Source organism: Paenibacillus sp. FSL K6-1566, assembly GCF_038050475.1.
GTDB lineage: Bacteria > Bacillota > Bacilli > Paenibacillales > Paenibacillaceae > Paenibacillus_AQ > Paenibacillus_AQ lactis.
Map to the genome: position 1 here is coordinate 1,413,212 of NZ_JBBOSR010000001.1, position 13,813 is coordinate 1,427,024.

Here is a 13,813-nt window from a genome sequence, read left to right on the forward strand (position 1 = left end):
CCACAGAGTATCCGCAGGGAATCCGCAGTATAACGGCAGAATAACATCAGAATTACACCAGAATACAAGGATAAAGACAGCGCTTTTATTTTCGTACCGAAAAGTCCTCAAATAGGTTGACATGAAAAATTGGAACATGTTTAAATAGAAGAAGTGTTAGCACTCTATGCGATGGAGTGCTAAAATCCTGATTCATAACGGAAAGGGGACCTCTTCTCATGGCGAAAAAACAGTTTAAAGCGGAATCCAAGCGTCTGCTTGAGATGATGATCAATTCCATCTATACGCAGCGCGAAATATTCCTGCGCGAGCTGATCTCGAATGCAAGCGACGCTATCGATAAAATCTACTACAAGGCGCTGACGGACGATCAGCTGGTGTTCAATAAGGACGATTATTTCATTAAGATTACGCCGAACAAAGCGGACCGTACGCTGACCATTACCGATACGGGGATCGGCATGACGAAGGAAGAGCTGGAGAACAACCTCGGCGTCATCGCGAAGAGCGGATCGCTCGCGTTCAAGAACGAAATTGAAGCGAAGGACGGGCATAACATCATCGGCCAGTTCGGTGTCGGTTTCTATTCGGCATTCATGGTCGCCGACGTCGTAACGGTAACCAGCCGGGCGCTTGGCAGCGACGAGGCCTATCAGTGGGAATCCAAAGGCGCGGACGGCTATACGATTACTCCGGCCGAGAAAGATACAGTTGGTACGGAGATTGTGCTCAAGATTAAACCGAACACCGAAGAAAATCAATATGACGAGTTTCTGGAAGAGTACCGCCTGCGGGCGATCATCAAGAAATACTCCGACTTCATCCGTTATCCGATCAAGATGGACGTCAAGACGCAGCGGCCAAAGGAAGGCGCGGACAACGAATTCGAGGAGGTTCAGGAGGAGCAGACCCTCAACAGCATGGTGCCGATCTGGCGCAAGAACAAGGGCGAGCTGACCGACGCGGACTACGAGAACTTCTATAACGAGAAGCGCTACGGCTTCGACAAGCCGCTGAAGCATATCCATGTGAAGGCGGACGGCGCGGTCGTGTACAACGCGATTCTGTTCATCCCTGAGCATACGCCGTTTGATTATTACACGAAGGAATATGAGAAAGGGCTGGAGCTGTACTCGAACGGCGTGCTTATTATGGAAAAATGCGGCGATCTGCTGCCGGATTACTTCAGCTTCGTGAAGGGGATGGTCGATTCGGAGGACCTCTCGCTCAACATCTCCCGCGAAATGCTGCAGCATGACCGTCAGCTGACGCTCATTGCGAAGAACATCAAGAATAAGATCAAGAGCGCGCTGCAGAGCATGCTCAAGGATGAGCGCGAGAAATACGAGAAATTCTATCAGTCATTCGGGCGCGGTCTGAAATTTGGCGTCTATAACGAGTACGGCATGCACAAGGACGATCTGCAGGACCTGCTGCTGTTCACCTCCTCGAAGGAGAAGAAGCTGGTTACCCTCGATGAGTATGTATCCAGAATGCCGGAGGATCAGAAGTATATTTATTATGCCGCAGGCGATTCGATTGACCGCCTCGAGAAGCTGCCGCAGACGGAGATGGTGCTGGATAAGGGCTATGAAATTCTGTACTTCACCGACGATGTGGATGAGTTCGCCATCAAGATGCTGATGAAGTATAAGGAGAAGGAATTCAAATCCGTGTCGAGCGGTGATCTCGGAATTGAATCCGATGCGGACAAGAAGGAGACCGAAGCGGAGGAGAACGACAACAAGGAGCTGTTCACCGCGATGGAAGGCATCCTGGCGGGTAAAGTGAAATCCGTCAAGGCTTCCAAGCGCCTGAAATCCCATCCGGTCTGCTTGTCGGCGGAGGGCGAAGTGTCCATCGAGATGGAGAAAATCCTCAAGGCGATGCCGAACGGGCAGGACGTGAAAGCCGATAAGGTCCTTGAGATCAACACGGGCCACGAGGTGTTCCAAGCCTTGAAGGCGCATAAGGATGATCAGGATAAGCTGGCGCTCTACACCAATCTGCTGTACAACCAGGCGCTGCTCATCGAAGGGCTGCCGATTGCCGATCCGGTAAAGTTTACGAACGACATCTGCAAAATTATGGTGTAACAGCGGCGATCTCCGTTCATGGGGGAAGCTAACAAAATAAAAACGAAAGACCCGATCGGCTGGCGATAACCGCCGGGCTGGCCGGGTCTTTTTCGTTACGGATAATTTTCCTTAGGCGAGATGCTAGCGCAAGTGCAGCTTCGCTGATCGGGGGTCCATATTCGCCTCTCCTGCTTATTCCGCGCGCTCTACCGGTGTTCCGGCTGAGCTTACTAAGACAGCATCGGTTCTGAGCAATCTTTTCACAAACAGCGCAAATATGACAAGCGACACCACGACGGAGACAGAGGCGATCGCGAATAGCAGCGGATACCCGGTTTGCTCCGATATCCAGCCGAGGATAATGGCCCCAAGGCCGATGCCGAGATCAAACGCAGTCATAAAGGAAGCGTTGGCAGCGCCCCGCCGGTCCTCGGGAGCGATTCGCAGGGTTGCCGCTTGCAGTGCAGGCTGCGCCGAGCCGAATCCGATCCCGTAGAGGATGGCGGCGGCGATCAGACCGACGAGGCTATCGGAAAGGCTGAGGAGAAGCAGCGACAGCGCCGTTATAATGAGGGATGGTATGATGACGGCGGCTTCGCCGAAGCGGTCCGACAGCTTTCCGGCCAGTGGACGGATCAAGGTCAGCGCAATGGCATAAACCAGAAAGAAGGTTCCCGGATTGACGCTGATGGATGCAGCGAATAGTGGAAGGAAGGTCGTAATTCCTCCATAAGCCACGGCGAGAAAAAAGATAGCGGCCGTTACCGGCAGAACCGACGGTTCGATCAGCCGAATCCGCCCGGCCGAGGGCTTCGGTTGAAAGGGGACCTTGGTCATAAACGCGAGCACCCATGCAGCTAAGGAAAGTCCGGCGGCAACAAGGAACAGGGTGTGGAAAGAGTCGCCGGAGGCAAGCGCGGTGCCGAGCATCGGACCGATCGCCATCGCAACCGTCATGGCCATGCCGTACCAGCCCATTCCCTCGCCCCGTCGCGAGGCAGGAATCAAATCCGTGATGGCGGTCCCCACGGACGTCGTGGCAAATGCCCAGCTTACACCATGCACCATCCGGAGGGCGAGCAGCAGCAGAATGCCGCCGACCCAGTCATACGAGACCATGGAAATGACGAACAATAACAGTCCCCACACATAAAAGGGCCTTCTACCGTGACGGTCGACGAGAGCTCCCACGAACGGGCGGAAGACGACCGCCGACAAGGTGAACAGCCCTGCAGCAAGGCCTACCTGGGATTCGCTGCCCCCCAAATGCTTGATATACAGCGGCATCGTGGGAAGCAGCAGGTAAAAGCCCGTAAACAGAAACAGCATGCCAACCGTCATTTGAATAAACGGCTTGGTCCATAAACGCTCCACTCTCAATTCCTCCTTTATCATCCTTGATTAGGTAAGCTTATTCCGGTTCCGACGCGAGACGCTCGATTTCAGCTCTTACCCATTCGATATCGGCTGATCCGATCCGTTTCCGGTGATCCAGCACGCGCAGGAGCTGCGTCCGCTGTTTCTCGGGCTCCGGTTTATAGAACATCAGCTCTGCCTCGAAATCGCTGACATGCTTGAGATTTGTTTCAAGGTACTTCAAATACTGGTTCAGGCAGTCGAGCCGGACCGATTTCGGGACATAACGGAAGTACACCATCTTGTAATGGAGCAGCTCTGTTGTATCCGCTCCGTATTCCAGCGGCTTCTCCATCAGCTCTAAAAACCGACTTCTTCCCGCGTCGGTGATTTGATATATTTTGCGAGGCCGTTTACCTGTTGGGACTTCATCCATGGTAAGGTGGATCCAGCCGTTCTCCACCATTCGGGATAGCAGCGGGTACAGCGTACCGGAACTGATCTGCCGATAGGGGCCGCCGGCATTTTTAAGGATTTCCTGAAGCATGTAGCCATGCTTCTCACCCGTCATCAATTCGCCTAACACAAATAGTTCGTACATGAGCACCTCCTAAATATGTCGTATCGATATAAATATATATCGATACGACATATTAATCAAGCCGAAAAGCGGCTCACGTTTCTAAATTATAGACAAGACAAGGCTCCTATAACGAAACGGAACATGGCGGCACAGGGAACCCCTGGACCGCCATGTTCCAGCCATTTAGCTGCATGCCTCTTCATTTCGCAGCGCTTAACTAGAGGCATTAAGCTCTGGATGCCTCTCCATTTCAAAGCGCTGACTAGAGCCGCTTGAATTGCGTTACGAGCTGCCCGTGTTCTTCCTCACCGGCTCCTCTTCGCGGCTGTTCATGCGCCCGGTATACTCCAGATGCTGAAATCCCCAACTGCACATATCGGTAAGCACCGTTCCCAGCGTCTTTCCATGCTCCGAGATCGAGTATTCCACTTTAGGCGGAATCTCGGGATAGACCGTTCGCACAACGAGCCCATCCTGCTCCAACTCCCGCAGCTGGTTGGTCAGCATGCCCTGGGTGACACCCGGAAGCAGCCGCCGCAGCTCTCCGAAGCGCTTGGTTCCGTCTTGAAGCAGAATAAACAGGATCAGCGGCTTCCACTTTCCGCCGATCAACTGCAGGGTTGTCAATATCCCGGCCGTTTCATGCGGTTGATGCTCAAATCTGTTCATATCCCTTCACTCCCCCCATTTGTTAACCCCATTGAATCATTCCGCGATCTATAGGTTGAACGATGGAATACCGGTTAAGCCAGCTGAGTGGCAACGCATGCTGACTGTTTAGATCCCTCCCGGCATCGCCGTTCGTTTTAGAAATCTCGATGATTGTAATGTAGCACAATATCCGTTTTAGACCCAGTACGATTCTAAAATGTACTTAGTACGGTTTATCGTACCATGAGGTGGGAAGGGAAGCCGCGAATCATATGGATAGGACAAGAGAAAGGACGGCCCGCCGAGGGCTCGTCTTTTTGTTGTGCGCAAAAAAGTAAAATTCGTTCCAAAATACTCATTTCTATTTCTTATATGCTGCAGACGGCTTTTTTACAATGAAGATACGACATTTCTATCGCCATATTCGAAAAGGGCTTTTTCGAATTACGCTTTGCCAAGCATTAACGCCAGGAGGAGAGAAATATGAAACGAACAAAGAATTCCGTGAGGCTCAGCATGGTTGCGAGGGAGCGAATCGCCGGTTATTTATTTGTGGCTCCTTTAATGTTGGGACTGCTGGTTCTGACGCTCATTCCCGTAATCGGGTCTTTGCTGCTCAGCTTTACGAATTGGAACTTTGTTGCCGGCATGGGTGCCATGAAATTCGCCGGCTTTGATAATTTTGTCAGATTGGTTCATGACAGCGCATTCGTGAAGAGCTTGGTCAACAATCTTATTTTTATCATTACGGTACCGATTACCATGATCATTGCATTAGTGCTTGCTGTACTCATTGATAAGCATGTATACATGAAGGATGCCTTCAAGGTCATTTATTTTCTTCCTTATATTTCGAGTATCGTTGCTGTGGCTATGGTCTGGCAGGTCTTATTCCACCCTTCGCTCGGGCCGGTAAACAAGACGCTCATGTCACTAGGGATCGACAATCCCCCGAAATGGCTTGCGGACATCGACTTTGCACTGCCGTCCTTGATGATGATTCAGGTGTGGATTCTTCTCGGATACAACATCATTATTTACATCGCTGGCTTGCAATCGATTCCGAAGGACCTATACGAAGCGGCTGAGATCGATGGGGCAAATGCATGGGTGAAATTCCGCAGCATCACGCTGCCGTGCATATCGCCAACCACCTTTTTCCTGCTGGTGACCGGGATCATCGGAACCTTCAAAATTTTCGACCTGATTCAGGTGCTTACCCAGGGAGGTCCGGCTAATTCCACAACCGTCATTGTGTATGAATTGTATGACACGGCCTTCAACCAGCTGAAGACAGGCTACGCTTCAAGCATGGCGATGATTTTATTCCTGATCTGTCTGCTTATTACCGGCGCGCAGATGCTGGCTCAGAAGAAATGGGTCAACTATTAAGACGACTTGGCAAGAAAGGAGATTGACATGAGAATCAGTATTTCAAAAGCCTTCTGGACCGTCATCATGGCCTTAATCGGCATTCTGTTCATTCTTCCGTTTGTGTGGATGCTGTCCACTTCCTTCAAGTCGGAGGCGGACGTATTCAAATTTCCGATCGAATGGATTCCGAAGCACTGGAATGCAATCGAGAATTTCCGGACCGTATGGAGCGGCCAATTTGTCCGTTACTATTGGAACTCCATCTATATCACGATCGCAACGACGGTCATTAATGTCTTCGTATGCGCGCTGGCAGCCTATGGCTTCTCGAAGCTCCGATTCTGGGGCAGGGACGCGATGTTCGTTCTGGTCCTGGCCTTGTACATGGTGCCGCCGCAGGCCTCCCTGGTACCGCAGTTTTTGTTGTTCAACTGGATGCAGCTGATTGATACCCATGCCGGCCTCATCCTGCTGAACAGCTTCAGCATTATCGGGGCCTTCATGTTAAAGCAATTTTTCATGGGCGTGCATGATGAATACATCGAATCCGGAAAAATGGACGGGGCGGGGTACTTTCGAACTTTTTGGCAAATTGCCCTCCCGCTGATCCGTCCCGGCGTCGCGACGTACGCCATTCTCCGGTTTATCTGGACGTGGAACGATTACCAGTATCCGCTGATCTTCCTAAAGTCCAAAGAGCTGTTTACGATTCAGCTCGGCATTCGGCTGTTCGGGGATCAATACGGCGATGTCTATTCCTTGATGATGGCCGGTGCCGTATCCGCCATACTCCCGCTGCTGATCATTTTCGCCATTGGCCAGAAGCAGGTTATTGAGGGCATCTCCCTTGGGGGAGTGAAAGGATGATAAAGTCAAAATCGTTTGGCTTCCGTAAAAAATGGCGCCTACGCCAGAAGCTTACGCATGATAGGATGGATCCTGTAAGCACTTACAAATGTTGATGACAACCTGAAAAAACCTGTTACTATTAGAGGAGGGTCTATATGAAAATCAAAAAAATACCATCGCTATTGCTAAGTCTGTCTCTTGCCTTGGCGGTTACAGCTTGCGGAGGCGGAGGCGGGGGCAGCACTTCAGAGTCTGGCCAAGCCAAGAACGAATCGGGCAAGGAGGCTGCGCCCGAACAGATCGTACTCAAATTAAGCACGTGGCAGACAGACGCAAAAGCGCAGTGGAGCAAGATCATACCGGAATTCGAGAAGAAGCATCCGAACATTAAGGTGGAGCTGGATCTTCTGAACGAGAAAGGAGACTCGGTTGCTGCCATGCAGAAGCTTGATCTGATGGCGGCCTCAAACGACCAGCTGGACATCGTGGAGCTTCCATATACGAATTATTCGCAAAGGGCGGATATCGGACTGTTCGAGCCGCTAGATAGCTACATTGAGAAGGACGGCTATAAATACGAGGATGAATATCTGGTAGATACCAAGGTAAACGGCAAAATTTACGCGCTTCCTTCTTCCATGCAGCGGTGGTTCGTGATTATGAACAAGGCCATGCTGGAGGAAGCCGGATTACCGGTCCCTACCGATTGGACTTGGGCGGAATTCGAGGAATATGCGAAGAAGCTGACCAAGGGGGACGGCGCGGAGAAACGCTATGGCGCTTATCTGCATAATTGGCCGGATTACTTCCAGCTGCAGCTCATGAGCAAGCCTTCCGATAATACCTTCCTCAAGAGCGACGGCACATCCAATGCGAAGGATCCCCTGCTGAAGGCGAATCTGGAAATGATGAAACGGATGATGTATGAGGATAAGAGCGTCAACCCGTACGAAGATATCATTTCCCAAAAGCTTGCCTATCGTAATCAATACTTCAACGGACTTGCGGCAATGCTTCCTATGGGAGACTGGATGGTTGCGGAATCCGGCGGAACCGAAGCGATTCCGGCGACATTCGTGACAGCCTTTGCTCCGCTTCCTAAACTCGAAGGGGAAAGCAAGCATTACTCCCCGGTGCAGCCGACATATATGGCAGTGGCTGCAAAGTCCAAGAATAAGGAAGCAGCTTACCAGTTCGTCAGATGGTATACATCCGAAGGGCTCGAAATCGGAGGCAGAGTATTCTCCGGCTGGGCTAAATCCGATACGGATAAGCTTGTGGACACCATTGTCAACTCCTCGATCGATCCTTCGAAGATCGATATAGAATCGTTGAAATACACCATCAACAACACTATACCGGGATCCGCCCCGGTACCTGTTAAATATGCCGATGAGGCGAAGAACGTCGTGATTCCGGAGGCGGAGCTGTACATTCTCAATAATCAGGACCTCGATCAGACGATTGACAGCATCGATCAGAAAATTACCGAGGTCGTAAACAATAATCAAAACTAATCCGTTATAAACGTACGGAAGATGGATGCTTCATTTACTAGAAATATAGATCATGGGCAGGGGAAAACTTCAGGTTTTTCCCTATTCCAATTCAATCCGATTTGAGGCGTCGTTTTTGTGATGATACCAAGGTTCTCGTTACGCAAAAAGCTGATTTGGTCGGCATTGGTATGCTTTCTCCTTCCGCTTGGCGGAATCTACTTACTGACAAACTATTTAACTAAGGATCTGCTGCTCGAACGGGCGGTTGTCAGCTCTGAGGATGCGCTGCGAGCAGTCCAGTCGGATGTGAACGGCGTGCTCGATCAGACGCTGGAGCTGTCGAACATCGTCCTCACGAATACCGAAATCAGGCAGCAGATCACAGCCAGGCAGAATCGCAAGCTTAAGGAAGAGAACCTGGTGAATTACAGCAGGCTCGTTCGGCTGCTTGATGAGCTGTTCCGGCAGCATGACGAATACTATGTCACCATATTAGGAAAAAACGATGTTACATATACCAATTACTCTCACAGCGATTTCGATCCCAAGCAGCTGTATAAGCAGCCGTGGTTTGAACAGCTGAATCAACTTCCGTCCTTCTCAACCTATTGGGTCGGGCTGCAGGAGAACAGCTTCAATCCCCTGCAAAAACAAAGCTCCCACATCATAACCATAGGGCGCCCGATTCGGACGTCGGCCGGCAGTGTCATTGGTTATGTCATTATCAGCGTGAATGAGCGCAAAATTCGAAGCCACCTAATCCAGCGGGCAAATTCGGATCAGGAGATGATGCTGCTAAGCGAGGAGGGGGTGGTCATTTCCCATTCAGACCCTTCCTTGATCGGAAGTCAAGTAGCATGGTGGAACAGGGACGAACAGTCATCGACAGTCGAAATGAACGGTCAGGAATATGTGTATGCCGAGCAGCCGATCCGCGCGAATTCCTGGCGTCTGGTTAGTTTAATCCCGTTATCCTCGGCCGTATCGAAGCACAAACAGATTCTATTAATCAGTTTTGGATTACAGGTGTTTTTCTTTACATTATTTTGTGTGCTGCTAACGGTGCTGATTGCGACATTCACGAAGCCAATCCGGGATTTAAGCCGCTTTATTACCCATATCGGCCGGGGAAGGCTGGATATGCGCTCGGGTATTAGAGGCAATCATGAGGTGTCCCTCCTGGCACGGACGATTGATCATATGCTGGATCGGATCGAATCCATGATCGAGCAGATTACGATTGAACAATCCAAGAAGCGCAAGGCGGAGCTGGAAATGCTGCAGGCACAAATTAATCCGCACTTTATGTTTAACCTCCTGAATTCGATCAGGCTTAACATTCTGATTCGGGGCGATCAGGAAAATGCCGAACTAATCGCTTCGCTGTCTTCACTGCTCAGGATGACCATTAACCGCGATAATGAGTTCATTCCGCTTCGCGAAGAGGTGGAGACCGTCCAGCATTATATCCGGCTCATGAATTTTCGCCATGCGAATCAGGTTCGGCTGCGTATTGATTACGAGCCGGGCTGTGAGGGGGCCCTTGTTCCCCGGTTCATGATTCAGCCGTTCATTGAAAACGCGATTATTCATGGATTTGAGCAGTATGCCGGAGACATCTTTATTACGGCGGCACAGGTCCGTGACAATGCTTCGAATCAATTGCGCATATCTGTACGGGACAACGGGGTAGGCATGAATGAATCCAAGCTGCATGAGCTGCGCGCCAAGGTGATGAGCACACAGGAGCCTGCAGCATCTGCCAGGAAAGGGTTTTCCGGAATCGGCGTGCACAATGTGTTTCAGCGGCTGCGCCTAATCTACGGAGCGGACATTCAGCTGGAGATCGACAGCGAGCAGGACTTAGGAACAACCATCACGTTAATATTTCCATTCGAGATGGAGCGAGGTGAACAGGGTGCTGACAGCAATACTGGTGGATGATGATTATCCGGTAGTACGTTACTTGTCTCAAAGTATTTCATGGAAGGATCTTGGTATCGAATTGATCGGCTGTTATTCGAATGGCTTGGAGGCATGGGAGGATGCGCAGCAGCGCCTGCCCGACATCGTCATAACGGATATCGGAATGCCCAAAATGAATGGCTTGGAGATGCTGGAGAAATTCAGCAAGATCAATCCCCGGTTTAGAGCCGTTATCCTATCCTGCCACAATGAGTTTCATTACGCACAGCAAGCCATGAAATTAAAGGTAAGCGATTATATTCTTAAAGAAAGCTTGAAGGTTGAGCAGCTGCAGGATGTGCTTCACAACCTGTCCGTTGATCTGAACGAGGAGAAGAAACAGGCGTCGGAAGTCATAAAGTATATGCAGAAGGATGCGCTGAACCGGTCGGCGCTCAAAGAAAAGCTGCTGAAGGATACGCTGTACCAGCCGTCTTGGACGAAGGAGGCATGGCTCAAGCACGCCCGGTTGAACGGAATTGTCCTGGATGCCAGATATTACTTGCCTGTGATCGTATCTATCGACCGGATATCGGAAGTGTCCCGGGCTCGCAATATGTATGATTACACCATCGCTTTTGCCGTCGAAAATATCCTGCAGGAAGTGCTGGACACCATGCACCGGAGCGTTATTTTTCATCACAATAATTGCGAACTGGTGGTGTGGATCTGCTGCGAGGACCCTGTCAAGGAACAGCAGCTGCTGCATTACTCTTTGCAGAATGCCATAAGCGCCGTCCAACAATATCTGAAAATATCGATCACCTGTCTGCTGGGGAGGGAAGCGTCCGGGCCTACCGAGCTGCGGGCAGTGCTGATGCCTATGATGAAGGAGCTGAACCATCGGTTTTATTTAGAGGAAGCGAGAGTCCATCGTTTCGAGAAATCCTCCTTTGCGGATGGAGATATGTACGCGGAGTATGCTGCATTTTTCTCGAGAATGAATGACGCTCTGGCGCTGAACCGCTCGGAAAGCTTGGAAGGAATGCTTAACGAATGGGCGAAATGGGTGAAGAAGAGCCGGTTTCATCCCGCAGACGTCAAAGAATGGGTGCTTCAGCTTCTCATGGATTTGCAAATGAAGACGAAGGTCACGCTGCAGGTCCAGCAGAGCATTTCCGAAGAGAAGCTGTATGACGCCGTGAACGGCATTCATACGATGGAGCATTTGCTCAGCTGGATCAGGCATTATTTAAAGGAGCTCTCCCGCAAATTAAGCGTATTGTCAATCCAATCGAAACGGCCCGAAGTGATCCGGGCCCAGCAGTACGTCATACAGCATGTGACCGAGAAAGTGACCCTTGAGGAAATCGCGGGATATTTGAATCTGAATGCCAGCTATTTCAGCCGCCTGTTCAAGCGTGAAACCAACCAGAATTTCATCGAATATGTCAATATGGTCAAGCTGGAGAAGGCCAAACAATTATTACAGAAATCCAATAAATCAATTGAAGAAATATCGGATTATTTGGGCTATGCGAATAAGAGCTATTTTATCAAATTGTTCAAACGGGAATACGGAAAGACACCCAGCGAATATATGTCATGGAACTAATCCTGGTCCATGAGTCAGAGAGGAAGCGATAGCTTGCGGCAGAATGGTAGTGCAGCATATAACGCATTTCGTACGAAAGCCGATGTGAGGCAGGCGGTTACGGATATGCTGGAGCCGTTGAAACGGCGATTTACGCCGGGATGCGCCGGTCTTCAGCTTGGAGATACGGCTGCCGAATACAATGAGGCGATTGCTCTCATGGAGGCTTTCGCAAGGCCGTTATGGGGGCTGGTTCCCCATGCCGGCGGGGGAGGCGAATCAGATCTATGGCCTCTCTACCTGAAGGGGATCGTTAACGGAACCGACCCGGAACACGAGGAATACTGGGGGGCCTTTGCAACCAAGGACCAGCGAATGGTCGAGCAGGCCGTGCTGGGGCTTGGGCTGGCGCTTGCGCCGCATAAACTTTGGCACCCGCTGAACGAGCGCGAGCAGGAAAACCTGTATGGGTGGTTGAATCAAATTAACTTGGTGGATCGTTCGAATCCGAATAATTGGCTGATGTTCACGGTTCTTGTGAATATCGGGTTCAAGAAGGTAGGAATGCCATATAACCAGGCCATCATGGATGAGTACCTGGATACGATAGATTCCTATTATCTGGGGGATGGCTGGTATTCCGACGGCAAGACGGATCAGCGGGATTATTACATTCCTTTTGCCATGCATTTCTACACGCTGATCTACGCCAAACTGATGGAAGATGATGATCCGGTGCGCGCCAAGGTTTACCGGGAGCGGGCGAAGATATTTGCCGAGCAGTTCATCTATTGGTTTGCTGAGAATGGAAGCAGCATTCCTTTTGGACGCAGTCAGACCTATCGCTTCGCTCAAGTCTCCTTCTGGTGCGCGCTCGTATATGCCGGCGTCGAGCCGTTTTCGCTGGGGGCCATGAAAGGGATCATTATGCGTCATCTGCGGTGGTGGCTCGCCCAGCCGATCTTTACGACGGACGGTTTGCTTAGCATAGGCTACGCCTACCCCAATCTGATCATGGCGGAGAGCTATAATGCTCCCGGATCTCCTTACTGGGCGTTTAAAACCTTTCTCATTCTGGATTTGCCGGATGACCATCCATTCTGGTCGGTGGAGGAGGAACCCCTCCCCAGCTTGGAGCCGATCTCCGTTCAGCCACACGCTCGCATGATGATTTGCCGTCCGGAGGATGATGGACATGCTGTTGCTCTGACATCCGGGCAAATGGCGAATTTCACTATGGCACACAGCGCAGCCAAATACTCAAAATTTGCTTACTCCACGCGCTTTGGCTTCAGCGTTCCCAAAGGCTATTACGGCTTGACGGAAGGGGCCTACGATTCCATGCTTGCCCTGAGTGAGCGGGATGAGCATTACCGTGTGCGGCGTTACTGCGAGGAGTTTCGGGTTGAACAACAGTTTGTGTATTCGAGATGGCTGCCTTGGCACGACGTCGAGGTACGGACATGGCTTATTCCTGCAGGGCTGTGGCATGTGCGGATTCACCGCATTCATACGGGCCGCAGACTGACGGCGGCCGAAGGCGGATTCGCAGTGGGGAGGATGACCGGCTTGACCGGAAGCGAACCGGATGCCATCCGGACGGCAGCGGATCGAATTGCAGCGATTATGCCTGGAGGCATTAGCGGCATTGTCAATTTGCAAGGATATGCCGGCGCCATGATGGTCTATCCGGAAGCCAATACGAATTTGCTGAAGCCGCGAACGATGATACCTACGCTTAGCGCGGAGCTTGAACCGGGGGAGAGCTTCCTGATTTCTGCGGTATTCGGAGCTTCGAGCTCTGAAAGGAACGAAAGCGGTTTCAACCATCCGCCAATGGCAGAGTTGACCCCTGGAGGAACGATTAAGATCACCGAAGCTCTCTCCAGGAGCTTTATTGTTGAAATCAAGACAGAATAATCGG

The 13,813-nt window shown here is 50.9% G+C and carries 10 protein-coding genes; 7 read left to right on the top strand and 3 right to left on the bottom strand.

All coding sequences use genetic code 11. The features are described from left to right. Nucleotides 1-218: 218 nt before the first annotated feature. The gene (htpG, locus tag NST08_RS06010) at nt 219-2,096 is read left to right on the top strand and encodes a molecular chaperone HtpG (RefSeq protein ID WP_213616731.1); all 1,878 of its coding nucleotides are present in this window, start codon (nt 219-221) and stop codon (nt 2,094-2,096) included. A gap of 174 nt (nt 2,097-2,270) precedes the next feature. Here htpG and NST08_RS06015 read toward each other — a convergent pair whose 3' ends face one another. The 3 genes from NST08_RS06015 to NST08_RS06025 all read right to left on the bottom strand — a co-directional run bounded on the left by NST08_RS06015 (nt 2,271) and on the right by NST08_RS06025 (nt 4,686). Further along, a complete protein-coding gene (locus tag NST08_RS06015; RefSeq protein ID WP_007131514.1) occupies nt 2,271-3,452 on the bottom strand; it encodes an MFS transporter in 1,182 nt (393 codons plus the stop codon). A gap of 37 nt (nt 3,453-3,489) precedes the next feature. Then, a complete protein-coding gene (locus NST08_RS06020) occupies nt 3,490-4,035 on the bottom strand; it encodes a PadR family transcriptional regulator (RefSeq protein WP_213616729.1) in 546 nt (181 codons plus the stop codon). A gap of 264 nt (nt 4,036-4,299) precedes the next feature. Next, nucleotides 4,300-4,686, bottom strand: coding sequence for a winged helix-turn-helix transcriptional regulator (locus tag NST08_RS06025; protein ID WP_007131516.1), 387 nt, complete (start codon nt 4,684-4,686; stop codon nt 4,300-4,302). A 465-nt stretch (nt 4,687-5,151) separates the two neighbouring features. On the opposite strand from NST08_RS06025, the gene NST08_RS06030 reads away from it, so the two are divergent. The 6 genes from NST08_RS06030 (at nt 5,152) to NST08_RS06055 (ending at nt 13,809) form a co-directional block, all read left to right on the top strand. Beyond that, entirely contained in the window at nt 5,152-6,060 is a 909-nt protein-coding gene (locus NST08_RS06030; RefSeq protein WP_210095420.1) for a carbohydrate ABC transporter permease, read from the top strand. Between the two features lie 27 nt (nt 6,061-6,087). Continuing rightward, the gene (locus tag NST08_RS06035) at nt 6,088-6,909 is read left to right on the top strand and encodes a carbohydrate ABC transporter permease (protein WP_210095421.1); all 822 of its coding nucleotides are present in this window, start codon (nt 6,088-6,090) and stop codon (nt 6,907-6,909) included. A gap of 137 nt (nt 6,910-7,046) precedes the next feature. Next, nucleotides 7,047-8,408 (top strand): ABC transporter substrate-binding protein, encoded by a 1,362-nt coding sequence (locus tag NST08_RS06040; RefSeq protein ID WP_210095422.1) that lies wholly within the window; start codon nt 7,047-7,049, stop codon nt 8,406-8,408. A gap of 120 nt (nt 8,409-8,528) precedes the next feature. Then, nucleotides 8,529-10,334, top strand: coding sequence for a sensor histidine kinase (locus NST08_RS06045; RefSeq protein WP_341035053.1), 1,806 nt, complete (start codon nt 8,529-8,531; stop codon nt 10,332-10,334). After that, on the top strand, nt 10,309-11,910 hold the full coding sequence (locus NST08_RS06050) for a response regulator transcription factor (protein WP_210095424.1): 1,602 nt from the start codon (nt 10,309-10,311) through the stop codon (nt 11,908-11,910). Before NST08_RS06045 ends, NST08_RS06050 begins: the two co-directional genes overlap by 26 nt. 33 nt (nt 11,911-11,943) lie before the next feature. Continuing rightward, nucleotides 11,944-13,809 (top strand): DUF2264 domain-containing protein, encoded by a 1,866-nt coding sequence (locus tag NST08_RS06055; RefSeq protein ID WP_341341591.1) that lies wholly within the window; start codon nt 11,944-11,946, stop codon nt 13,807-13,809. Nucleotides 13,810-13,813 lie beyond the last annotated feature (4 nt).